This window comes from Acinetobacter sp. YH12068_T, assembly GCF_024606005.1.
Lineage (GTDB): Bacteria > Pseudomonadota > Gammaproteobacteria > Pseudomonadales > Moraxellaceae > Acinetobacter > Acinetobacter amyesii.
In genome coordinates, this window is the sequence record NZ_CP094555.1 from 1,579,364 (window position 1) to 1,602,552 (window position 23,189).

The following is a 23,189-nucleotide window of genomic DNA, read 5'->3' on the forward strand; positions in this document are numbered from 1 at the left end:
CTCTAAACATCGCGGTTTAGAGGCAAACAAAAAAAATATTGCGGAGTAAGAATATGAAAATCATCATGATTGGACATGGCATGGTTGGCCACAAGTTTATCGAATCTGTACTGGAACACGCAGGTGATGATGTTGAATTAACCATTTTAGCTGAAGAGCCGCGTCTTGCTTATGACCGTGTGCATTTAACTGAATACTTCAGCGGCAAGTCAGCGAAAGACTTAACCCTGTGCCGCAGCGACTTTGCTGATGCATACGGTATAGATTTACGCCTGAGCACCAAAGCGGTTGAAATTGATCAGCGTAATAAAACGGTCACGACCAATCACGGTGATATTCTTTCTTTTGACAAGCTGGTGCTCGCAACAGGTTCATATGCATTTGTGCCGCCAATTCCAGGCAATGAGCGTGAAAACTGCTTTGTGTACCGTACCATTGAAGACTTGGATGCCATCCGTGCCGCAAGCTTCAATGCTAAAACAGGTGTGGTGATCGGCGGCGGTTTATTGGGTTTAGAAGCAGCAAAAGCGCTGCGTGATTTAAACTTAGAAACCCATGTTGTTGAATTTGCACCACGCTTAATGGCAGTTCAGATTGATGATCTAGGCGGTAAAGTTTTACGCTCGAAAATTGAAAATCTAGGTGTTAAAGTCCATACGCAAAAAGCAACATCTTGCATTGAAGACGGTGCAAATGCGAAGCATGTAATGAAGTTTGGTGATGGTTCTGAACTGGAAACCGACATCATCTTATTCTCTGCAGGTATCCGCCCACGCGATGAATTAGCGCGCCAAAGTGGTTTAGCCATTGGTGAGCGTGGCGGTATTGTAATTAACGATTATTGCCAAACTTCAAACCCTGACATTTATGCAATTGGTGAATGTGCGCTTTGGCAAAATAAAATTTATGGCCTAGTTGCGCCGGGCTATGACATGGCACGTATTGCAGCAAAGCATGTGATGGAACAAAACTGCACGCTTTTCGCTGGTGCAGATATGAGCACCAAGCTGAAACTGATGGGAGTTGATGTTGCATCTGTAGGCGATGCGCATGCAATGACACCAAATTCTTTAAGCTATTTCTATGCAGATGAAGCAGCTCAGGTTTATAAAAAAATTGTCGTGAATGCAGAGAAAACTAAGCTGCTAGGTGCAGTATTGGTGGGCTGTGCTAAAGAATACAATGACCTGCTGCAAATGATGCTGAATGGCTTAGAAGTTCCAGAAAGCCCAGAAAGCCTAATCATGCCTGGTTATGCACAATCTGCAGGTAAATCGGGCGGAAGCGGTGTCGATCTGCTGCCAGACAGCGCAACGATTTGTTCATGTAACAACGTCTCTAAAGCAGATATTTGTTCAGCCATTGCTGACGGATCGACTTCTTTAGGCGCATTGAAAAAATGTACTAAAGCTGCAACAGCTTGCGGCGGCTGTGCGCCATTAGTCACTCAAGTACTTAAATCGGAGCTTCAGCGCCAAGGTGTAACTGTAAATAACCATTTATGTGAACACTTTGCTTATTCACGCCAAGAGCTCTATCACTTGGTACGTGTGAATGAAATCAAAACCTTTGATGACCTGATTCAACAGCATGGCCATGGATTAGGCTGTGATATCTGTAAACCGACGGCAGCCAATATCCTAGCGTCATGCTGGAATGACTTTGTACTTAAACCAAGCCATGCGGGCTTGCAAGACAGTAATGACTACTACCTCGGCAATATTCAAAAAGACGGTTCATATTCAGTAGTACCTCGTATGGCTGGCGGTGAAGTTACTCCGGACGGATTAATTGCCGTGGGTCAAATTGCCAAAGAATATGGTCTATATACTAAACTTACAGGCGGTCAGCGTGTTGATATGTTTGGTGCACAAGTGCATCAACTGCCTGAAATCTGGGAAAAATTGATTGCTGCTGGTTTTGAGTCTGGCCATGCCTACGGCAAATCACTGCGTACGGTGAAATCTTGTGTCGGCAGTACTTGGTGCCGTTATGGCGTGGACGATTCAGTCGGCTTGGCGATTTATTTAGAGAACCGCTACAAAGGCCTTCGCTCACCGCACAAACTGAAAATGGCTGTGTCGGGTTGTACCCGTGAATGTGCTGAGGCGCAAAGTAAAGATGTGGGCGTGATTGCGACAGAAAAGGGCTGGAACCTTTATGTATGCGGCAATGGCGGTATGAAGCCACGTCACGCAGAGCTTTTGGCATCAGACTTAGATACGCAAACATTGATCAAATACATTGACCGTTTCTTTATGTTCTACATTCAAACAGCAGACCGTTTGCAGCGTACTTCTGTATGGCGCGACAACATGGAAGGCGGTTTAGATTACCTGAAAGATGTCGTTGTGAATGATTCGCTTGGCGTAGCGGGTGAACTTGAACGCCGTATGAGCCATGTTGTGGGTACATATCAAGATGAATGGCGTACTGCTGTAGAAGATCCTGAAGTACGTAAACGCTTTGTGACTTTCGTGAATGCAAAAGCAGAACAGCAAAATGATCCGCATATTCAGTTTGCATCCGTTCGCGGTCAAATCAGACCCAAAACAGAAGCTGAACGCGATTCGTCACGCATTCCAGTGGTTGAAGCTTAAGAGAATAACGAATTTAAAACTTCTTTTATTTGATTTACATCCTTATTCGGTTTCTCGTTAAAGCGGAAACGAAAGATGGTGAACTAAAAGAAGTTTAAAAAAGGATGAAGAATATGACAATTTTAAAAGAAATGAATGATTTAGACTGGTTTGATGTTTGTGCATTAGAAGATATTACGCCAAATACAGGTGTGGGCGCACTGATTGAAAATCAGCAAATTGCGATATTCCGTGTCGGTGAAGAAAAGCGGGTTTATGCACTGAGCAATCAAGATCCGTTTAGTCAAGCCTATGTTATGTCCCGCGGTATTATTGGTGACTTGCAGGGTGAGCGTGTTGTGGCATCACCCATTTATAAACAGCATTTCAGCCTTGCTACTGGACGCTGCTTAGAAGATAAATACCAAAAACTCTTGGTTTTTCCAAGCAAAATTGAAAATGGCCGTGTGCTGATTAGTCCAACTGCTCAAAAAACCTATATTACCAATAACGCGCCATCGTCTGAGTTGATGAAACTTGTTTTGGTCGGCAATGGCTTAGCAGGTATGCGTTGCTTAGAAGATCTGCTGGATATGGCGCTAGAGCGTTATGAAATTACAGTCATAGGCGAAGAACCTTGGGGTAATTACAACCGAATTATGCTTTCACCTGTGCTTTCAGGTGATAAAACCATTGAAGATATCATGCTGCACTCACATGCTTGGTATAAAGACAAAAATATCCGTTTTGTAGCAGGTGATGCGGCGGTACGCATAGACCGTCCGCGTAAGCAGGTATACACAGAAAAAGGCTTGGTCATCGATTATGACCGTCTGATTTTAGCGACAGGTTCTAAGCCGTTTATTCCGCCAATACCGGGAACTGACTTAAAAGGTGTTCTCAGCTTCCGTGATATTTATGATGTAAACCGCATGCTGGATTACTGTAAATCTAAGCAAAATGCAGTGGTGATTGGCGGCGGTTTACTTGGCCTAGAGGCTGCGTATGGCCTGAAACAGCGTGGCATGAATGTCACAGTACTGCATTTGATGGATCGTATTATGGACCGTCAGTTAGATGAAAAAGCCAGCTTAATGCTCAATCATGCGATTGAACAAAAAGGTATAAAAATCATGACCTCAGCAAATACCCAAGAGTTGATGGGTGAAGATGGCCATGTGAAGCAGCTGCGTTTGCAAGACGGTACTGTTTTAGATGCAGATCTTGTGGTTTTTGCGGTGGGTATTCGTCCGAATATTGAGCTTGCGCAAAGTGCAGGACTGCGCTGCGGCCGCGGTGTCATGGTGAATGACACCATGCAAACTTTTGATCCGAGTATTTATGCGGTGGGTGAATGTATTGAACACCGAAGCCAAACTTTCGGTTTAGTTGAACCGCTTTGGGGACAGGCATTCATTTGTGCATCGCATTTGGCCGAACATGGCAGCTTAACCTTCAAAGCGCCTACGGTTCCGACGCAGTTAAAAGTCAGCGGCTGTGATGTTTTTTCTGCAGGCAACTTTGAACCGTTGGATGATTTTGAAGACATTATTTTGAATGATGAAAAACGCCAAATCTATAAACGCATTATTATTCAAAAAGATAGAGTGATTGGTGCTGTGCTGTTTGGCGATACTGAAGACGGGGCATGGTATGCAGAATTGATTTCAGATCAAACTCCAATTTCAAGTATCCGAAACAAATTGCTGTTTGGTAAGGATTTTGCATTAAAGAAAGCAGGGTGATGCGTCTTTAATTTTGAAAGTCCCTTCTCCCACTGGGAGAAGGTTAGGATGAGGGGGCTTTTCATATAAATCCTCTCCCACTTGCGGAACTATGTTCCTCATCCTTTAAAAGGAGAGGGAACTTCCTATGTGAATTAAGTGTTGATTAAAAATCTACTTATGCAAGTAGTCTAATATTAAAAATTATTGCAATACCTCGTTAGAATTGGAAAAGGAGCCAGCAGAAGTGAATAGCATCCCGATAGTGGAACTGCATAGCTCCACAGAAAATAAAATTAAAACAACGCAAACCACTTGTCCATATTGCGGTGTCGGCTGCGGCGTGAGCGCAACAGTTGAACAGACAGCTTTAGGGCAAAAAGTGAGCGTGACTGGCGATGCGAACCATCCATCAAACTATGGCAAGCTGTGCATTAAAGGCAGTAACTTAGCCGATACGATTGGATTAGAAACACGTGTTTTACAGCCGATGCTTGGGCGTCAAACATCACCATTTCATACTCGTCAGGCTACAGATTGGAACACAGCAACAGCACTGATTGCCGAAAAAATTCAGCAATGTATAGATCTTTACGGACGTGAAAGCATCGCTTTTTATGTGTCGGGCCAACTGCTGACGGAGGATTACTATGCCGTTAACAAATTTGTCAAAGGCTATTTAGGTACTGCAAATATTGACACCAATTCACGGCTTTGCATGTCATCGGCTGTGGCGGCACATAAGCGTGCATTTGGTGAAGACCTTGTACCAGCAAGCTATGAAGACTTTGAGCATACAGAGATGGTGGTGCTGGTCGGATCCAATACAGCATGGTGCCATCCCGTGCTGTATCAGCGCATTATGAAAGCCAAAGAAGAACGTGATTTGTTCGTGGTGGTCATTGATCCGCGCTTTACCAGTACCTGTGAGGCTGCAGATTTGCATTTGCCAATTTTACCGGGGCAAGATGTCGCACTGTTCAACGGTTTGCTGCAGTATTTAGTACAAAATAATCATAGTGATGTAGATTTTATCACCAAACATACTCAAGGTTTGATGCAAGCGCTGGAGCAAAGTGAAACAGAAACTTCTATGACAGCAGTTGCTGAACGTACAGGTATTTCTTTAGAAAAATTACAGCTATTTTTTGAAAAATTTGCGCAAACTGACAAAGTTATGTCGCTATTTTCGATGGGGGTTAATCAGTCTTCGCGCGGTGTAGACAAAGCCAACAGTATTATTAATTGCCATTTACTTACAGGCAAAATCGGAAAATTAGGTGCAGCGCCTTTTTCTATGACAGGTCAGCCCAATGCAATGGGTGGCCGCGAGGTTGGCGGCTTAGCCAATATGCTGGCTGCGCACTTAGATGTCGATAACACGGCGCATCAGGCATTAGTACAAGCGTTTTGGCAAAGTCCATTTATTGCCAATAAAGCGGGATTAAAAGCGGTTGATCTGTTTCAGGCGGTTGAAAGCGGCAAAATAAAAGTCATCTGGATTATGGCTACTAATCCTGTAGTTAGCTTGCCAAATGCAGATCAAGTCAAACGTGCCTTAGAGCAATGCGAGTTTGTAGTGGTGTCGGATATTTGCAAAGACACAGACACAGCAATATATGCAGATGTGCTTTTACCTGCATTGGGCTGGGGTGAAAAAGACGGAACCGTTACCAATTCTGAACGCCGTATTTCACGTCAAACTGCTTTTTTAGATGCGCCGGGTGAAGCCAGAGCAGACTGGTGGTCTATTGCACAAGTTGCGAAAAAGATGGGTTATAGCGGTTTTGACTACAGCAGCAGCTATGACATATTTATTGAACATGCAAAATTATCTGCTTATCAAAATGCGCCTTTAGATCAACGTGATACCACTGAGTCTTTTCGCTACTTTAATTTGCAGGGTTTAAGTAAGTTATCTGCACAAGATTATGCTGAATTAAAGCCCGTGCAATGGCCAGTTTGGCAGTTAGATCAGAGCGCTGATGCAGTCAGCCGTTTGTTTGCAGCAGGCCAATTCAGCCATGCGGATGCCAAAGCTAAGTTTGTAGCAACAACCGCTATTGACCCTTTGAACAAGATTTGCGGCGAATATCCGCTGGTTTTAAATACTGGCCGTATCCGTGATCAATGGCACACCATGAGCCGTACGGGTTTATCTGCAAACTTGAGTACACATATCGCCGAACCATTTTGTGAAATACACCCGCAAGATGCACTGAAGTTTGGTGTTAAAGATGGTGAACTGGTTGAGGTGAAATCTAACTGGGGCTTATGTATTTTACGTGCACAGGTCAGCAGTAAAATTCGACGCGGTCAAATTTTTGCGCCAATTCATTGGAATGACCAAGTCGCATCGGATGCGCGTATTGGCAAAGTGGTGAATCCTGTGGTCGATGCACTATCTGGTGAGCCTGAATTTAAACATACACCTGTATTTGTACAGCCGTTTTATACACAGTGGCAAGGTGTACTGTATGTACGTGACGGCTTTGAGCAAATGGTGCAAAACACCATTCAAAACACGGTGTGGTGGACCAAAATTAAAACAGCGAAAGCGACACGTTTTGAGTTGGCAGATCGTAAAAAATTTAGAAACACAGTTCAGCAGCTGAAAACATTACTGCCATTTACCGATGAAAGCTTTGAATGGCTGAATTTGGAAGATCAAACTGCCGATTTGAGTCATACCGTGGTGCTGCAAGATGGGCATTTAATTGCCAGTCTATATATTGCGCAACGCTCTATGCTGCCAGACCGTGATTGGATTGCTGGCATGTTTAAGCGTGAACGACTAAGCGCAATGCACCGCAAAGCGCTGCTTGCAGGTCAGCCGATGAACATGACCAACAGTGCAGGTCCGCTGGTGTGCAGCTGCTTTAAAGTCGGTAAAAATACCATTATCGAAACCATTAAAGAAAAGAATATTAGCCATGAAAAACAAGTTACTGCATGTTTAAAGGCTGGCGGCAATTGCGGTTCGTGCTTATCAGAAATTCGAGGCTTAATTAAAGCCTGTCGGACGGAGTACGCAGAATGATGAAGAAAATCACCAAATCAGTAGGCTATCCAGAAACAGACTTGGTTATTTTGGCGGGCGGTCAGGCCCGCAGAATGAACGGCATGAATAAAGTGCTGCAAAAATTTGATAATGAAATTCAGCTGATTAAGATTCATCAGCAGTTGAAATCACGGGCTGAAAATGTCTGGATCAACAGCCATCGCGATCATTCGATTTATAAACGGCTCATTCCCTCGATCCGCTTTTATCAAGATGATGAAGCCGGATTTTTAGGGCCATTGATGGGGATGAAAAGCGCGTGGTCACATGTTGAGTCTGATTATGTTTTGTTTGTCCCGTGCGATGTGACCTATATCCCGAAGAAAGTGCTTTCGAGATTGCATCAGGCCATGCAGCGGGATCCCTTGTGTGAAGTAGCTGTAGTGGAAATTAATGGCAAAGCGCTGTATCCATTTTGTTTGCTGAAACGAAGCAGTCTCACAATGCTGCAGGTGCATCTTGATCAAAAACAGCGCAGTTTGAAGGGGTGTTTTAGTAAAATGCACATGCAAGTTGCACGTTTTCAGAACCATGCACTCTTTTTTCACAGCATTAACTCTCTAGATGAGCTGCAGCAGCACCGTCAGCTGAATTTTCTCTAAAAGCTGTACCTTTTGCGGAGCTTTCCTTTCAAATAATGAGCCTAATGTGCTGTTTTTGAACCCAGAGAGAAAATCTACAGCCAATATGAAGCTTTTGAGCATGATATCTAGAGATAAAACAGACTGCTTTTATACCTTAGATAATGGGCTTAACGGCAATTTATATTTTTAATTGCTATTAGTTATTTATAAGTTATTGATTTTGTGTGTCAAAAAAAACAAACCAAATCCTCTGAAATAAATATTCAAAAAAGCGCAAAGTTGGAACACTTATTGCAATTTTTACTGCAAGAAAAGAGGGCGCAAAATTTGTACTGATCTAAGACAGGGCAAATGACAGCACCATGGAAGATAAACATGAACAGCATGACACAATTACAGCCAGCGACCATTTTTAAGGATCAGTTTGGCCGTGAAAAACGCAAATTGCGCATTTCAGTGACAGACCGCTGTAATTTTAAATGTGTCTATTGTATGCCTGAACATCCTGAATGGATGAAAAAACATAATCTTCTTAGTTTTGAATCACTTTACAATTTTTGTGAGTTTATGGTGCTGCGCGGGATTGATCAAATCCGGATCACCGGCGGTGAACCTCTTATGCGTCAAGGCGTTGTACATTTTATTGAACAGCTGCAGCACCTCAGAAAGCTAGGCCTTAAACGTATTTCCATGACAACCAATGGACATTATCTGAAGCAATATGCACAGGCCCTAAAACAAGCTGGCCTAGATGGCATAAATATCAGCTTGGACAGTTTGGATGAAGCGCAATTTTTCCAGCTGACACAAAAACAATTACAGCCTGTATTAGACGGGATTGAAGCTGCTCAGCAAGCGGGCTTTGAAATAAAAATCAATGCTGTGTTAATGAAAGCTCTAAATGAACAGCAAATCATTCCATTAACAAAATGGGCGCTGCAACAAGGTTTCGAACTGCGGTTTATCGAGTTTATGCCGCTGGATGGTGATCAAAACTGGTCTAAAGCTGCGGTCGTTACCGAACAAGACATACTGGATAAACTCAATACTGTTTTTGAAGTGCAAACAGTGCACTGTCAAGGTGCGTCACCAGCCAGATCTTACTTAATCAACGGCTTACCTCTAGGTATTATTTCAACCATCAGCAATTCTTTTTGCGGCAGCTGCGACCGTCTAAGACTGAATGCGCAAGGCGAGTTTTTTAACTGCCTGTTTGCCCGAAAAGGTTTAAATCTCAGCCATGAAATTCAACAGCTGAAAAGCAGTAAAACAACAGAGTTAATGCCGCTCGATGCAATGGCTTTGCAGCAAAAATTAGGCAGTTATATTTGGCAGAAGGAGCAAGGCTTTCATGCCATAACAGCTCAATCCAGTCCATCTAGAAAAATCAGCATGCATATGATTGGAGGCTAATGATGAGTCAGATCACCATCAAAATAGAATCTTTTGGCGCTATTGAACGCCTGCTGCCAGCGAATTTAAGTCTGACTTGCTTGGCACAGCAATCAATTGCAGAGGTTTTAAAGCAAGTTACAGATCAATTTCCGGAGTCATTCAGCATGCTTGAACGCTGCGCCTGTGCCATTGGGGAAGATATTGTGCCAAGGCAAACCGCATTGGTGCAGGACAGCACCGTTGTGCTGCTGTCACCTGTGGCGGGAGGCTGAATATGGAGCTCAAGCATATTTCACGCATACAAGATACGGTATTCAGCCAAGCTGATTTTGACAGCATTGAGGCATTTCCTGAATGTGGCGGTATAGGTGTATTTATTGGCGCGGTGCGTAATCACCATGAAGGCAAAGCGGTAAAAGCTTTGAAATATACCGCTTATGTGCCTGTGGCTGAAAAAATGATCCGTCAAATTGAGCAGGAAATTCAAGCCAAATACGGCGTGTCATATGTACGGGTTGTACACCGTATTGGCGCGCTGCAGGTCGGTGATACGGCCATTATCGCAATGGCCTATGCGCCGCACCGCCGTGAGGCTTTTGCAGCTTGTGAAGAAGCGGTTGAACGGGTTAAGCATGAAGTACCGGTGTGGAAAGAAGAGTTTTATATGGACGGCAGCAGCCAATATGTAGAGGGCTGCTGTATTCGTAAAGATCATGTGCCCAAGGCGACAAGTCATGCAGCGCAGCATGCTCATATTCATGGCGAGTCATGTGAACATGCACATCAAAACAGCCATCAGACCATGCATTTGAACGCCAATATTTACCAATGGCACCTATAAAACTCCAAATTTAATACTGCAGACGCAAATGAATAAGATAAGGACAAAGCAATGAAAAATGTGAGCATGAAAGCGGAAAGTTACCGTACAGCCATTGCAACTGGAATTCTGCATGCGCCGCCACATTGCATTGAACTGCTGCGTAATGGCAATACAGAAAAAGGCGATGCGCTGAAAACCGCACGGATTGCAGGTATATTGGGCGCAAAACGCACAGATGAACTCATTCCGCTGTGTCATCCGCTGCCGATCTACCGTGCAGATGTCGAATATGAATTATTTGAGGCGCATGTCGAAATCAGTGCTGTGGTCGAAACCATTGGCCCAACGGGTGTGGAAATGGAAGCATTAACTGCGGTCAGTCTTGCCGGTTTAACGCTGTATGACATGCTGAAACCGCACTGTGAGCCTGAAGATTTATGCCTAGATCAGGTGAAACTGCAAAAGAAAAAAGGGGGTAAATCACATTTTACCCGTGTATTGAAAGAAAGCTTATCGGCGTCGATTATTGTGCTTTCAGATACGGTTGCTGCCGGTAAAAAATCAGATACTGCAGGGCAAAATGTCCTCGAAATTTTAAAAGAAGCAAACTTCAGCAACATCAGCTATCAAGTGATACCGGACAGTCCTGAACAGTTTTTGGCTCTTATTGAACAGCATAAGACGCAATATCCGCTGATTTTGACCGTGGGCGGTACAGGTCTAGGCCAGAAAGATTTAACCGTTGAAACCATTCAGCCGCTGTTAAAACGGGAAATTCCAGGGCTGATGGAAGCATCCCGCAGTTTTGGGCAGAAACGCACCCCTTATGCGGCCCTCAGCCGCGGTGTTGCCGGCTATATTGATGACAGTTTAGTCATTACACTGCCGGGCAGCAGACAAGGCGCAAAAGAATCATTGATTGCCATTTTACCTGCCTTGGTGCATCTATTTGATGTGCAGAAGAATATTCCGCATGCAGGAGGCTACCAATGAACCAAGCCGTATTGCACGCAGGCTGCGGGGCCGAGGCTGGACTGATTTCAGTGGACGAAGCGCTTACGCTGATTCAGACACATACGCAAAGTTTAGCGCATGAAACTTTGGCGCTTCAGCACGCTTTAGGCCGTTATTTGGCGGCAGATGTGCATTCACCAATTCAGCTGCCTTTATTTGCGCAAAGCGCAGTGGATGGCTATGCCATTTGCGCAGCGGGTGAAATTAAACTCGGCGCGCAATTTAAGCTGATTGGAGAAATCCGCGCAGGGCAAACGGCTCAAATAAGCTTAAAAGCAGGGCAAGCTGTCCGCATATTTACCGGCGCGCCGATACCTGAAGGCACGGCAACTGTAGCGCGGCAAGAAATTGTAAAGGCGGATAGACAGCAGATTGAACTGACTGCAGCCTTAAGCCCGCATGCAGATATTCGAGATGCAGGTGAGGAAATTTCATTTGGACAATGTTTAGCAGCGCGTGGTCAAAAGCTGACGGTTGGATCAATTGCAGCGCTCAGTATGGCTGGTATTTCACACTGCGAAGTTTTTGCCTATCCGAAAATTGCGGTCGTAATTACAGGTGATGAAGTTGCGCAAAATATAGAAGATTACCGTGCTGGTAAAATATTTGATGCCAATGCGCCGCTGATTTTAGTATGGTTTCAGTCGCAGCACGTCCAAGTTGAAGTGATTCATATTGCAGATGAAAAACAGGCGGTTTTAGATTTATTCAACCGTTTAAAAGATAGCTTTGATTTAATTTTAACGACTGGCGGCGTATCTGTCGGTGATTATGATTTTGTTCGGCCGGCAGCCTTGGACATCGGTTTTCAGCAAATTTTCTGGAAAGTGAAACAAAAACCCGGCAAACCGATGCTGTTTGCACAATATCGACGTCCTGACAGCAGTTCCTGTTATTTACTCGGACTGCCGGGCAACCCCGCTGCAGTCTATGTCGGCATGCAAATTTATACAGATAGATTATTGAAAGCCCTACAAGGTCAAACACCTGCGCTGGACTGGTTCAGCGCAGTCATGACACATGACCTAAAAGCAGATGCACGTGAGCGGTTTTTAAGAATGTCGGCGCACTTTGATAAGCAAGGCAAGCTTCAACTAACCAGCCTGTCTAAACAGCAGTCGCATATGTTGAGCAATTTAATGCAAGCCAATTGCATTGTTCGGATTCCTGCAGGGCGGTCTGTGCAAGCAGGACAAATTCTTCAAGGCGTATTTATTCAGCATTAGGAGTTTGCTATGCGATTCAAATTTATTTTAGCAGTAGGACTGAGCTTCATTGCTGGCGCATCTCAGGCGGAAACATTCAAAATTTATGCTGCAGCCAGTTTAAGCAATGCTATCAGCGATATTGCAAAGCAATATCAGGCACAGAATCCAGACATCAAAATTGTACCGGTATTTGGCGCGTCATCTGCTTTAGCCAAACAGATTGAAGCGGGTGCGCCAAGTGATTTGTATTTTTCAGCAGATGTGGACTGGATGAATTATTTGGTGCAAAAACAGAAAATACCTGCAAAGCAAGTATTCAACATGCTAAGCAATGATTTGGTGCTGATTACGCCTAAAGCGGTGAATATGCAATTTAAAGCCGTGCCGCAGTTTAATTTTGCCAAGGCATTCAAAGGTCACTTATGTACAGGGCAAATGGAATCTATACCTGCTGGAAAATATGCCAAACAAAGCCTAACCAAGTTGGGCTGGCTATCAAGTTTGAATGGAAGGATTGTCGGGACAGATGATGTACGATCGGCTTTGGCTTTTGTTGAACGCGGTGAGTGCCAAGCGGGGATTGTTTACCGTACCGATGCGCTGATCAGTTCTAAAGTTAAAATAGCCGGGATTTTTCCAAACCATACCCATCAACCCATCATTTACCCATTGGCTTTAACACAGCAAGGCGCAGCTAAACCTGAGGCCGTGAAGTTTTACCGTTATCTTAAAGACCATGCGCAAAGCAAAATGCTGTTTAAGCATTATGGTTTTGGTGTGAAGGGCTAAAGCATGCTAAGCCCTGAAGAGTGGAGCGCCTTGTATCTGTCGACTAAGGTTGCCGTTTGCGCCACTGTATTTTGCTTGCCATTTGCTATTGGGCTGGCTTGGGTGCTGGCGCGCTATGAGTTTCATTTGAAATTTTTAGTCGAAGCGCTGTTACAAATGCCGATGGTGCTACCGCCGGTGGTTTTAGGTTATCTGCTATTGGTGCTGTTTGGTTCAAATGGCTGGATCGGCAAGCTGCTCAATGAATGGGGCATTCAACTGGCTTTTAATTGGAAAGGCGCCGTTTTAGCATCCATGATTGTGTCATTTCCGCTGATTGTGCAGCCGATCCGTTTGTCTTTTCAAATGATTAATCAGCAGCTGGAGCAGGTTGCAGGCTCACTAGGCGCGCATCCGTTACGGGTATTTGCATCAATTAGCCTGCCGCTGGCATTGCCGGGCATTTTAATCGGGAGCATTTTAGGATTTAGCCGAAGTTTAGGCGAATTTGGCGCAACCATTACCTTTGTGGGTAATATTCCTGATGAAACCCGAACCATTCCAATTGCTATCTATTCGCTGATACAGCAGCCCAATGGCGAAGAATCCGCAATGCGTTTAGTGATCCTTTCACTGCTGGCGGCTTTTGGCGCATTGATTGCCAATTATTATATTTTACAGCGCTATCAGCGAAAACTCGGAGCCGGCCATGCTTCAGTGTGATTTTCAGTTTCAATATGCAGATTTTCAATTGCAGGCTCGGCTGCAGATGCAAGAACAGCTGCTTGGCATTATGGGGCAATCAGGCAGCGGCAAGTCTACGCTGCTGAAAAATTTGGTTGGTTTGCTGCAGCCGCAGCAAGGTTATATATCGCTGAATCAGCGTGATGTGTTCGATACGGCGCAGAAGATTAACGTGCCGATGCATCAACGCAGTATTGCGCTGATTTTTCAAAAAGCATGGCTTTTTCCGCATATGAATGTGCAGCAAAATCTGCAATATGCGGAGAACATAGGCGCTCAGGAAAATGCGAAATTTAAATTTGAGCAAGTGACTAATCTGCTTGAGTTACAGCCACTGCTCAAACGGCGGGCGCATGAACTTTCTGGCGGTGAGGCGCAGCGCGTTTCCATAGGACGCGCATTGCTGTCACAGCCTGACTTACTGCTGTTAGATGAACCGCTGACAGGACTGGACCGCAGGCTGAAAGATCAAATATTGCCATTTTTAAACACGGTGAAAGAACAGTTGGCGCTGCCAATGATATATGTTACGCATCATGGCGATGAGTTAGATTATTTAAAAGCCCATATTTTGTATCTAGAAAATGGTCAAATAAGTTTTTAAATAAATATAAATTATATAAGTAATAACAGTGAATTAGATAAAAAAATGGTATTAAGCTGCATCTTAAAATTTTGATTAGAACTATGAAAAACTCATTTTCTAGATTAAATTGTTACAAAACAAGGGAGAACACAGCGTTTTCCCTTTTTTATTCCTAATGATCTTGGAAATAATGATTTGTACGACTGACCGTGCAGACAGGGAATCTAATCGATGCATGATGATAGCTTAGCCACACATAATTCAACTGCAAAACTGGGTGCAGGGCTATCTAATCGGCATATTACAATGATCAGTATTGGTGGTGTAATTGGTGCTGGACTGTTTGTTGGATCATCTGCTGCGATTGCAAAAGCAGGGCCTGCCGCCGTTCTTGCTTATATTACTACCAGTATTTTGGTTTTTTTAATCATGCGAATGTTGGGAGAAATGGCTGTAGCTCAACCTGACACCGGCTCATTTTCAACCTATGCAAGAAAAGCCATTGGGCCTTGGGCGGGCTTTACCATCGGATGGTTATATTGGTGGTTTTGGGTTTTAGTTATTCCAATTGAAGCAATCGCTGGTGCAGAAATTCTGCATGCATGGTTTCCTTCAATATCAAGTGCTGTATTTGCGACATTCTTTATTGTGCTTCTCAGTTTAGCGAACTTTTTTAGTACTCGGAGTTTTGGTGAGTTTGAATTTTGGTTTTCTCTGATAAAAGTCTTGGCTATTATAATTTTTATCGCCATTGGACTCACCGCCATATTGGGGTTTTGGCCCTTAGCACCTAATGTAAGTGGTGTAGAAAATCTGTTTAAAAATGATGGATTTATGCCAAATGGCCTGGGTGGTGTACTTTCAGCAATATTGATTTCAGCATTTTCTTTCTTTGGTGTAGAAATACTGTCTATCGCTGCAGCAGAATCAAAAGATCCTGAACAAAAAATTAAACGTGCAACCAATTTAGTACTGTATCGGGTCATCTTATTTTTTGTGGTTTCAATTTTTATAACGGTTGCACTGGTAGATTGGCGTTCACCACAATTACAACAATTAGGCACTTTCCAATATGTCTTGGTCAGTTTAAATGTCCCTCAATCAAAATTGATTATTGATAGTGTAGTCTTTATTGCGGTTGCAAGTTGTATGAATGCTGCACTTTATAGTTCATCAAGGATGCTATTTTCATTGGGGACACGCAAAGAAGCACCTCAATGGGTCACATCAATTAATGCCTCTGGTGTGCCTGCAATTGCAGTATTGGCATCGTCTGTAGTGGGCTTAATTTGCTGTGCAGTCAATTATTTATTTCCAGGCCAAGTATTTGGATTTTTACTGTCTACAACAGGTTCAATTGCCTTATTGGTTTATTTAGTGATTGCATTTTCACAGCTTAAATTGAGAACACAAATCGAAAAAAATGGAACTGAGGTTGCGTTTAAAATGTGGCTATTTCCATGGCTGACATGGGCTGTCATTATTGTGATTTTAAGTGTGCTGATCTATATGTTTTTATCTCCAGCCTACAGTTATGAGACTTCATTATCTTTAGGTGTTACGACATTGGTAGTTCTCTGCGGCATAGTGGTGACAAGAAAAGCTAAGTTGAAGAATGATTCCGAACTAAATTAAAAAAGTTTCGCTGATAAAAATCGTAATCATGAACCAATGGATTGTCTTTAGAATGTGCCGTGTCAGGGGATTAAAGCGAATGCGTTACGTTATATCTCTATGGCAATCCATTTTTAAGACAAATTCAAAGATTCACTTGACCTTCGACCGACTCCAAGCTTTATAATCGTTAAAATTTTCTTGATTGATACAATATGCGTTCTGCGACATGGATAACAGTCTTAGTCGGATTGTTCATGTTCCAAAGCCTTTGGAACGTGGCAGCCGCTTTCTGTGTGCATGAAGTGCAAACCCAAGTTGTTCAAAGCTATCATTTTGGTCATCATCAAAATACCTTATGCGTCAGCAGTGAAACCAATCCATAGCATTCGTTGCATCAAGCATCTGAATATTCGCCAAAATTTGTTTGGAAGAATCTTTATCAAGCCCCTGATTTATTACTGCAAACACCTCCTCCTGTTTATGCCCCGCTAATGGCGGGGTAACCTAAAAAATTCCCGCCACTTTTATTAATAAATGAGTGGGAAAAATCATGTCTTTATATTTTACGGCGTTTATACGTCTAGGCTTAGCTGTCGGTATTTCGACGGCCTTACAAAGTACGTTTGCCGAAAATGTCAGTAGTTTTGAATCTGCATTTGCCAAAGTACAAAACTACCAAGCACAAACAGATATTTGGCTACTGCCAGTGCTTTACCGCTGCCTTAATTCAGCTCGATCTCAATTATGGTTCATTCATTAGACAGAATGGATCGTATGGACTCAGGATTTATCAATATTTAAAATCAGCAAATCAGCATAAGCCGATATTCACCTGCATTTTCAACAGGTGCGCGGTGCACACAAGGTAAAACTGGCTGTGTAGGATGATCCACCGCTAAACGCCATAGATGACCATTGCCTAAATTTACAGGCACAGCATTGTCTTTGAGTTGATAATGTAAATCAAAAAAATATTCCTTTAAAAAGTCATCAAACTCTGAGTCATGGCCATCGTATAAAGCTTTGAGTTGCTCTCGTATTTCAGGAATTAAGATTTTTTGTGTGACTTGATCATTTGGCACAATATCACTAGAAGCACCATAATACGTACATAAAAAGGTATCGGTAGCGATGGGTGATCGATCAACATGAAAAGAATAAACATCGGTTGAGATGAAATCGAATTCATCATCGCGTTCATAACATTTAAGCAAATTCAGCGAGGGTGATGCACCAAATACTGTTAATTGTTGCATGTCATTTAAAATGATTTCTCTAGCTAAATGACCTTGCGCTGAAAGCTTTAATTCCATCAGATCATCTATAGAAACTTCAGTAATATTTTCAATCAGTTCGAGTTTTTTGACTACTTCTTTAAAGTCACCTTGTAAGCTACGTTGCCAGCAAAGCGCATTCATTTGACCTTCGAAATGACGATGAATCAATTCAGAAAATGTAGTAACTACACCAATTTGAGGATGCTGGGAAAAAGGATTGCTCATAATAGGGATCGAATTAAATCTGAGGCGAAAATACTGCGTGCAAGGAATAGCTAGAAGGATTCAGCAGTTTCATTTTATCTTAAAACACAAACTGCTATACAAGATTATTTGAGCTTAGGTATTAATCGTTATGCTTTCTGTTTGGCTTTTTGGCGTAAGACATACAAATATAAGCTTTCTACTTTTTCACGTGCCCAAGGTGTAGTACGTAAGAATCGTAGTGATGATTTAACGCTTGGATCTATGCAAAAACATCTAATTTCAATTTTACGGCTTAAGCCCTCAAAACCGCCGTAGTAATCCAATAATTCATCCAAGATGTCAGCAAGTTTTTTGCCGTGTAAAGGGTCATTGGAGGTGCTCATATTAGATCAATCGTATTTTGGGAGACGATCATTATAACCTGAGCGAGTTGAAAAAAGTGGGAGCTTGAACTGAAATGTGATTCATATTCAATATTTAACATATTTCCGAAGCCATTTTGCAAGACTAAAATTTCTTAAAAACAAAGAAACACTCTAGATAAGATCTTGGGTATGAGATTTATAAGCGTAAAATTAATAAAAGAAGAATTAACATTAAGCCTCTTTCATAAATCAAAAAACGAACAGTCTCTTGCTGATTATTTGTACCGAAGAATTTTAAATATTCATGCATAATCTGCGGATGAAATATATCGGTTCAAAGAAGCTTTCTGAAACACAATTTAAGCGATACACCGGCATATCATGGTCAACCTTTGATTTAATGGTTGAACAACTGAAAATGCATGTTCCTGCTAAAGGTAGACCAACTAAATTGAGCATAGAAGATCAAATCCTTCTGTGCTTAAGTTATTGGCGCGAATACCGAACCTTGTTCCATGTTGCAACAAGTTATGGTGTGTCAGAGCCGACTGCTTCAAGAATTGTCCGTCATGTAGAGGACTGCCTGATCAAGTCCAATTTATTTAATTTACCGAAGCATTTGCCTGAGGGCGAAGGCATCGACTGGAACGTGGTGATTGTTGATGCCACAGAAATTCCAATACAAAGACCTAAAAAAACAGAAGAAAAGCTATAGTGGCAAAAAGAAGGCACATACTTTCAAAGTTCAGGCCATCATTCATTATAGAACTCAGCAAATTATGAGTTTATGCACTGATCGTGGTGCTGTACATGATTTCGAACTCTTCAAACGAAACTTACATCAGATTCCGGCAGGTGCCTTTATCCTTGCAGATAAAGGCTATTAAGGGATTTACGCAGTGTATCCAAATAGCTTGTTGCCATTAAAAGCAAAAAAGCGCTGTAAATTGGATCCTGAACTAAAAATCTATAATCAAGAAATCAACAAAAGAAGAATTGGGGTTGAGCATGTATTTGGTAGTTTAAAAACTTTCAAAATCCTTGCCGAGCGATATCGTAATCGAGGAAAAAGACTGGGCTTAAGATTCAATTTAATTGCGGGAATCTATAATTTAGAGCTGAGCAAAAAATGAATTATGAAAGAAGTCTATTCATAAAATAATTAATTTAAACAATTCATTTTTAGTTAGTCAGCCTATACTTCTTTTGACTGTTAGTATATGCAGAAATTTATAAGCATCAGTCAAGAAAAAACTCGGATTGAAAAGTCCGAGTCAAGTCTTATTTTTAATGACATCATGTGCAAGTCATTTTAAAAATCTAAACGCTAAGATTATTTCCAAACAAATGGCGATTTCTTTTGTGCATTCTCAGCTTCATCGGTTGGTTCCAGTGTAATACCTGTGCGGTCTTTAAGTACACAGATTGCAATGAAAGCAATAACAGCCATAACCGTCAGATAGGTGCTTACCAAGAAAATGCCGTTAGCTTTAGTGATTAAAGCTGCAGCAATCAGGGGAGCAAATGCACCACCAATGATTGAACCCAGTGCATAAGTAATCGAAATACCAGAGAATCGAATAGATGCAGGAAAGAGTTCAGAATAATAAACAGCTTGCACACCATAGGTGATTCCAATTCCCATAGCGAGTATTGCTAAACCAAGCATAATGTATACATATTCACCAGTGCTAACCAATGGGAATAAGAATAGTGCAGTTAAAATTTGGATGATTGAACCTAAAATATAAATAGGTTTTCGACCAAATTTATCGGACATGACTGCTGAAAGCCAAGTAAAGAATGTCCAAATGACTGCAGAAGTACAGACTAAACTCAAAATTGTTGGTCGATCTAACGCCATACCATTTGGATTAGTAGTAAAACTTTGAATGAAACCGCCTGCTGTCATATAACCTAGTGAAGTTGTACCAGCAGTAAGAAGGGAAGCTGTTAAAATAAGTTGTTTATACTCAGAAAATAGTTCCCGTATTGGTTTTTTTGCTGTGCCTTTACGCTCTTTTAATTGTTCGAACACTGGACTTTCTTCAACTGAGCGACGAATCCAATAGCCTAAACCAAATAAAATAATACTGAGTAAAAATGGTACGCGCCATCCCCATTCTAAAAATGCGTCACCAGGAGAAACATAAGCGGTCATAATCACCAGAACAAAGGATGCAAGTAACAAACCTAGTGGTACACCTAACTGTGGAAATGAACTAAATAAGCCACGTTTTTTGGTAGGAGCGTGTTCAACAGCCATTAATACAGCTCCACCCCATTCACCACCTGCAGAAATACCTTGTAAAATACGTAATAAAATTAAAATAATCGGAGCTGCGATACCAATATTCTCATAGGTTGGAAGTAAACCAATCATGGTCGTTGTCCCACCCATCAAAAGCAAAGTCATAGCGAGTACAGCTTTACGTCCTAATTTATCGCCAAAGTAACCTGCAATAAAGGCACCAAATGGTCTGAAAATAAAACTAATACCAATCGAGGCGAAGACTAATAGAGTTCCGAAAGCAGGTCCGGCAGGTGTAAAAAAAAGTTGGTTAAAAACTAAACCTGCAACAGCAGCATAAATAAAATAATCATACCACTCGATGGTGGTACCAACGATGGTTGCTAAAGCAATTTTCTGTGTCCTCGATTGTTCGGGGATATCCATTGCAAGTTCTGGTGTATTCATTTCTATTTGCGAATTATTCATGCGAAATTCCTTTTATTCATGTCCATATAACTACCTACTTTGATTAAAATGGCAGGTTGCTTGATGCAACCAACTGTTTCTAAAACCATTGTTTTGTCATTCATTTTGCAACTTCCTGTGCAAAGCTATTATTGAAATATATTTGATACATTTATTATTTATTTTAGTTTTAAAAAGTATCATTAATCGAATTTAGGTTGAAATTCATTATTCGTCAATGTTATTTACAAAAAAAAGATACAGATAAATCTATAATATAAAAAAAAGGAATCATATTGATTCCTTTTTTGGTTGAGTCGAAATTATGCATCACGCTCGACAAGCGTTAAGATGTCATAGGTTGCAACCAATTCACCACGTTGGTTTTTCACTTTAATGTCCCACACCACCACGCCGTGAGGTTTTTGTTCTGAATCACGCAAGGTTTTTGGTGTTTTTTGCTTACAGGTCAGTTCCACTTGAATGGTGTCGCCAATTTTGACGGGCTCTACAAAACGTAAATTATCCATACCGTAATTGGCAATAACAGGGCCTGCTGCGGCATCTACAAATAAACCAGCTGCTGCAGATACAATAAAGTAACCATGCGCAACGCGTTCACCAAACAATGATTCTGCAGCGGCAATTTTATCCATATGTGCATAGAAATAGTCGCCACTCAAACCACCAAAATTAACGATATCTGCTTCGGTAATGGTGCGTCGTGCTGTTAGTAAACGCTCACCAATACGCAGTTCATCAAATGACTTTTTAAATGGATGCACGCGATCTTCAAAGACTTGTGCACCTGCTGTCCAGCGATGACCAATTTGGGTTAAGACATTCGGTGAGCCTTGCAGTGCTGTACGTTGCATATAGTGTTTCACCGCACGTAAGCCCCCTAATTCTTCACCACCACCCGCACGCCCAGGTCCACCATGGACTAAAAGTGGTAGGGGGGAACCATGACCTGTACTTTCACGTGAACTTTCGGTATCTAGAATATGCAGGCGACCGTGCCATGGTGCAATTTTTGCGACTAAGCTTTCAATATTTTCATCCGCATTGCGTACAATGGACGCCACAAGACTGCCTTCACCTTTTGCGACTAAGGTTACCAACTCGCTTTCTGTGCTATACGGCATCAGTGTGACCACAGGGCCAAAGGCCTCAACCTGATGGACGTGTTGTGCATCAAGTGGTTGACGGCAAAGTAAGACTGTAGGTGGATATAAGGCTGATTTTTCATGATATGCACCATTTACCGTGATATCTTGGCGTAAATGACTGCCAAAAATAATGTCAGCATCTTGTGCCAATATTTCGACTTTTTCTGCAACATCGAGCTTTTGTTTATAGCTCGCCAAAGCACCCATCGTCACACCTTCTTGGCTTGGATCACCCAACACGACTTTTTTTAGCTTCTCAATCAAACGCTGTTGCACCTTCTCTAATAAAGCCGTAGGGACAAATGCCCGGCGAATCGCGGTACATTTTTGTCCGGCTTTGGTGGTCATTTCACGGAAAATTTCACGGACAAACAAATCAATGCTTTCATCTGAGGCTTGGGTTGTCAGGATGGCACTGTTGACTGAATCCGCTTCCATACTAAATGGAATGGAATAGGCATTTAAATGCGGATGTGCACGTAATTTTTGTCCCGTTGAGGCAGAACCAGTAAATGTCACGGTGTCCTGTTCATTTAAATGTTCAAAGAGATCGTAGGTTTGACCGCAGATTAGCTGTAATGCACCTTCAGGTAAGAAACCACTTTCATGAATGGCTTTCACCACCGCATGGGTCAACTGAGCACCTTCTGTTGCAGGTTTTACAATACACGGCACACCCGCCAATAAAGTCGGTGCAATTTTTTCCAACATGCCCCAAATCGGGAAGTTAAAGGCATTGATATGTACTGCTACGCCGGCTTTGGGACTCAGTAAATGCTTGGCACCAAATGAACCGTGTTTAGACAGTTGAATAAAATCATCTTCAATCCAAACTTTTTCATCGCTCAGCTCACGGCGGACTAAACTTGAGTAGGCAAATAATGTGCCGATACCACCTTCGATATCAATCCACGCATCTTTACGTGTACAGCCCGTTGCTGCGGCAAGGGCATAGTAGTCTTCTTTACGTTCCAATAAGTACTGTGCAATTTGCTTTAATGCATTGGCACGTTGATGAAAGGTCCAATTGGCAACACTTGAACCATGCGTTTTGGCATATTGCACCACGGCTTGAGTGTCAATGCCATGACTACTGACTTGGTAAATGGCTTGACCTGAAATGGCGTGAAATACTGTACGTAAGTCTACTGATGCAACGTGTTCTTGTCCAAGAACCAATGAACTTAAGCGCAGTAAAGATTCCGATGGCTCATATTTGCCATCCACTGAAATGGTATTGTCTTGTGAATTTTGCTCAAGATCCAACATCGATATAACTCCATTTATGATACGTTGTTAATATTAAATTTATAATATGTGTTTCATAAATTGCATTCAAAAAAACAGATTGTCAATCAAATTCCCTGTTA

At 42.2% G+C, this 23,189-nt stretch carries 20 protein-coding genes and 2 pseudogenes; 18 read left to right on the plus strand and 4 right to left on the minus strand.

Going from position 1 to position 23,189, the window contains the following annotated elements:
* Nucleotides 1–53 precede the first annotated feature (53 nt).
* The 15 genes and pseudogenes from nirB (at nucleotide 54) to MST18_RS07735 (ending at nucleotide 16,863) form a co-directional block, all read left to right on the plus strand.
* Nucleotides 54–2,600: a nitrite reductase large subunit NirB gene (gene nirB / locus MST18_RS07665; protein WP_218955365.1), complete on the plus strand. Its 2,547-nt coding sequence runs from the start codon at nucleotides 54–56 to the stop codon at nucleotides 2,598–2,600.
* Between the two features lie 113 nt (nucleotides 2,601–2,713).
* Nucleotides 2,714–4,324, plus strand: coding sequence for a nitrite reductase small subunit NirD (gene nirD / locus MST18_RS07670; protein WP_180133371.1), 1,611 nt, complete (start codon nucleotides 2,714–2,716; stop codon nucleotides 4,322–4,324).
* A gap of 226 nt (nucleotides 4,325–4,550) precedes the next feature.
* Nucleotides 4,551–7,343, plus strand: coding sequence for a nitrate reductase (locus MST18_RS07675; RefSeq protein ID WP_180133370.1), 2,793 nt, complete (start codon nucleotides 4,551–4,553; stop codon nucleotides 7,341–7,343).
* Nucleotides 7,343–7,966: a molybdenum cofactor guanylyltransferase gene (locus MST18_RS07680; protein ID WP_373686669.1), complete on the plus strand. Its 624-nt coding sequence runs from the start codon at nucleotides 7,343–7,345 to the stop codon at nucleotides 7,964–7,966. Before MST18_RS07675 ends, MST18_RS07680 begins: the two co-directional genes overlap by 1 nt.
* A gap of 357 nt (nucleotides 7,967–8,323) precedes the next feature.
* The gene (gene moaA, locus MST18_RS07685) at nucleotides 8,324–9,361 is read left to right on the plus strand and encodes a GTP 3',8-cyclase MoaA (protein ID WP_180133368.1); all 1,038 of its coding nucleotides are present in this window, start codon (nucleotides 8,324–8,326) and stop codon (nucleotides 9,359–9,361) included.
* Nucleotides 9,362–9,363: 2 nt separating this feature from the next.
* Entirely contained in the window at nucleotides 9,364–9,615 is a 252-nt protein-coding gene (locus MST18_RS07690) for a MoaD/ThiS family protein (RefSeq protein WP_180133367.1), read from the plus strand.
* Nucleotides 9,616–9,617: 2 nt separating this feature from the next.
* Nucleotides 9,618–10,184 (plus strand): molybdenum cofactor biosynthesis protein MoaE, encoded by a 567-nt coding sequence (locus MST18_RS07695; protein WP_180133366.1) that lies wholly within the window; start codon nucleotides 9,618–9,620, stop codon nucleotides 10,182–10,184.
* 51 nt (nucleotides 10,185–10,235) lie between these two features.
* Entirely contained in the window at nucleotides 10,236–11,159 is a 924-nt protein-coding gene (moaCB, locus tag MST18_RS07700) for a bifunctional molybdenum cofactor biosynthesis protein MoaC/MoaB (RefSeq protein ID WP_180133365.1), read from the plus strand.
* Nucleotides 11,156–12,406, plus strand: a complete 1,251-nt coding sequence (locus MST18_RS07705) for a molybdopterin molybdotransferase MoeA (RefSeq protein ID WP_180133364.1) — start codon at nucleotides 11,156–11,158, stop codon at nucleotides 12,404–12,406. Before moaCB ends, MST18_RS07705 begins: the two co-directional genes overlap by 4 nt.
* Before the next feature lie 9 nt (nucleotides 12,407–12,415).
* On the plus strand, nucleotides 12,416–13,177 hold the full coding sequence (gene modA / locus MST18_RS07710; protein WP_180133363.1) for a molybdate ABC transporter substrate-binding protein: 762 nt from the start codon (nucleotides 12,416–12,418) through the stop codon (nucleotides 13,175–13,177).
* A gap of 3 nt (nucleotides 13,178–13,180) precedes the next feature.
* Nucleotides 13,181–13,879: a molybdate ABC transporter permease subunit gene (modB, locus tag MST18_RS07715; RefSeq protein ID WP_180133362.1), complete on the plus strand. Its 699-nt coding sequence runs from the start codon at nucleotides 13,181–13,183 to the stop codon at nucleotides 13,877–13,879.
* The gene (locus MST18_RS07720) at nucleotides 13,866–14,504 is read left to right on the plus strand and encodes an ATP-binding cassette domain-containing protein (protein ID WP_180133361.1); all 639 of its coding nucleotides are present in this window, start codon (nucleotides 13,866–13,868) and stop codon (nucleotides 14,502–14,504) included. The genes modB and MST18_RS07720 overlap by 14 nt, the downstream gene beginning before the upstream one ends.
* A gap of 213 nt (nucleotides 14,505–14,717) precedes the next feature.
* Nucleotides 14,718–16,121 (plus strand): amino acid permease, encoded by a 1,404-nt coding sequence (locus MST18_RS07725; RefSeq protein ID WP_180133360.1) that lies wholly within the window; start codon nucleotides 14,718–14,720, stop codon nucleotides 16,119–16,121.
* Between the two features lie 194 nt (nucleotides 16,122–16,315).
* Nucleotides 16,316–16,465 (plus strand): annotated as a pseudogene (locus MST18_RS16625) (cation transporter); the annotation flags it as partial.
* A gap of 188 nt (nucleotides 16,466–16,653) precedes the next feature.
* On the plus strand, nucleotides 16,654–16,863 hold the full coding sequence (locus MST18_RS07735) for a hypothetical protein (protein WP_180133359.1): 210 nt from the start codon (nucleotides 16,654–16,656) through the stop codon (nucleotides 16,861–16,863).
* A 43-nt stretch (nucleotides 16,864–16,906) separates the two neighbouring features.
* Here MST18_RS07735 and MST18_RS07740 read toward each other — a convergent pair whose 3' ends face one another.
* Together MST18_RS07740 and MST18_RS07745 are read right to left on the minus strand one after the other, a co-directional pair.
* Nucleotides 16,907–17,605 (minus strand): DUF1826 domain-containing protein, encoded by a 699-nt coding sequence (locus tag MST18_RS07740; protein ID WP_180133358.1) that lies wholly within the window; start codon nucleotides 17,603–17,605, stop codon nucleotides 16,907–16,909.
* Nucleotides 17,606–17,733: 128 nt separating this feature from the next.
* Complete coding sequence (locus tag MST18_RS07745) at nucleotides 17,734–17,970, minus strand: VF530 family DNA-binding protein (RefSeq protein ID WP_078193741.1); 237 nt, start codon at nucleotides 17,968–17,970, stop codon at nucleotides 17,734–17,736.
* A 301-nt stretch (nucleotides 17,971–18,271) separates the two neighbouring features.
* Between MST18_RS07745 and MST18_RS07750 the strand changes: the two genes are divergently transcribed.
* The 3 genes and pseudogenes from MST18_RS07750 (at nucleotide 18,272) to MST18_RS16630 (ending at nucleotide 19,085) form a co-directional block, all read left to right on the plus strand.
* Complete coding sequence (locus MST18_RS07750) at nucleotides 18,272–18,667, plus strand: transposase family protein (RefSeq protein ID WP_257250367.1); 396 nt, start codon at nucleotides 18,272–18,274, stop codon at nucleotides 18,665–18,667.
* A pseudogene (locus tag MST18_RS07755) lies at nucleotides 18,615–18,968 on the plus strand (transposase family protein); the annotation flags it as partial. The gene MST18_RS07750 and the pseudogene MST18_RS07755, both read left to right, overlap by 53 nt.
* Nucleotides 18,948–19,085, plus strand: a complete 138-nt coding sequence (locus MST18_RS16630; RefSeq protein WP_373692668.1) for a hypothetical protein — start codon at nucleotides 18,948–18,950, stop codon at nucleotides 19,083–19,085. The pseudogene MST18_RS07755 and the gene MST18_RS16630, both read left to right, overlap by 21 nt.
* Before the next feature lie 200 nt (nucleotides 19,086–19,285).
* Here the strand turns inward: MST18_RS16630 and MST18_RS07760 are convergent, their stop codons facing one another.
* Nucleotides 19,286–20,671, minus strand: coding sequence for an MFS transporter (locus MST18_RS07760; protein ID WP_180133896.1), 1,386 nt, complete (start codon nucleotides 20,669–20,671; stop codon nucleotides 19,286–19,288).
* Nucleotides 20,672–20,973: 302 nt separating this feature from the next.
* Nucleotides 20,974–23,088 carry a phenylacetic acid degradation bifunctional protein PaaZ gene (paaZ, locus tag MST18_RS07765; protein ID WP_180133895.1) on the minus strand — a complete coding sequence of 705 codons (2,115 nt, stop codon included), beginning with the start codon at nucleotides 23,086–23,088 and terminating at the stop codon, nucleotides 20,974–20,976.
* Nucleotides 23,089–23,189: the final 101 nt, after the last annotated feature.

Excerpts from the sequence above, each read along its gene's own strand:
- nirB (WP_218955365.1), top strand. The coding sequence starts at position 54 with ATGAAAATCATCATGATTGGACATGGCATGGTTGGCCACAAGTTTATC.
- nirD (WP_180133371.1), top strand. The coding sequence starts at position 2,714 with ATGACAATTTTAAAAGAAATGAATGATTTAGACTGGTTTGATGTTTGT.
- MST18_RS07680 (WP_373686669.1), top strand. The coding sequence starts at position 7,343 with ATGAAGAAAATCACCAAATCAGTAGGCTATCCAGAAACAGACTTGGTT.
- moaA (WP_180133368.1), top strand. The coding sequence starts at position 8,324 with ATGAACAGCATGACACAATTACAGCCAGCGACCATTTTTAAGGATCAG.
- MST18_RS07690 (WP_180133367.1), top strand. The coding sequence starts at position 9,364 with ATGAGTCAGATCACCATCAAAATAGAATCTTTTGGCGCTATTGAACGC.
- MST18_RS07695 (WP_180133366.1), top strand. The coding sequence starts at position 9,618 with ATGGAGCTCAAGCATATTTCACGCATACAAGATACGGTATTCAGCCAA.
- moaCB (WP_180133365.1), top strand. The coding sequence starts at position 10,236 with ATGAAAAATGTGAGCATGAAAGCGGAAAGTTACCGTACAGCCATTGCA.
- MST18_RS07705 (WP_180133364.1), top strand. The coding sequence starts at position 11,156 with ATGAACCAAGCCGTATTGCACGCAGGCTGCGGGGCCGAGGCTGGACTG.
- modA (WP_180133363.1), top strand. The coding sequence starts at position 12,416 with ATGCGATTCAAATTTATTTTAGCAGTAGGACTGAGCTTCATTGCTGGC.
- modB (WP_180133362.1), top strand. The coding sequence starts at position 13,181 with ATGCTAAGCCCTGAAGAGTGGAGCGCCTTGTATCTGTCGACTAAGGTT.
- MST18_RS07720 (WP_180133361.1), top strand. The coding sequence starts at position 13,866 with ATGCTTCAGTGTGATTTTCAGTTTCAATATGCAGATTTTCAATTGCAG.
- MST18_RS07725 (WP_180133360.1), top strand. The coding sequence starts at position 14,718 with ATGCATGATGATAGCTTAGCCACACATAATTCAACTGCAAAACTGGGT.
- MST18_RS07735 (WP_180133359.1), top strand. The coding sequence starts at position 16,654 with ATGTCTTTATATTTTACGGCGTTTATACGTCTAGGCTTAGCTGTCGGT.
- MST18_RS07740 (WP_180133358.1), bottom strand. The coding sequence starts at position 17,605 with ATGAGCAATCCTTTTTCCCAGCATCCTCAAATTGGTGTAGTTACTACA.
- MST18_RS07745 (WP_078193741.1), bottom strand. The coding sequence starts at position 17,970 with ATGAGCACCTCCAATGACCCTTTACACGGCAAAAAACTTGCTGACATC.
- MST18_RS07750 (WP_257250367.1), top strand. The coding sequence starts at position 18,272 with ATGAAATATATCGGTTCAAAGAAGCTTTCTGAAACACAATTTAAGCGA.
- MST18_RS07760 (WP_180133896.1), bottom strand. The coding sequence starts at position 20,671 with ATGAATAATTCGCAAATAGAAATGAATACACCAGAACTTGCAATGGAT.
- paaZ (WP_180133895.1), bottom strand. The coding sequence starts at position 23,088 with ATGTTGGATCTTGAGCAAAATTCACAAGACAATACCATTTCAGTGGAT.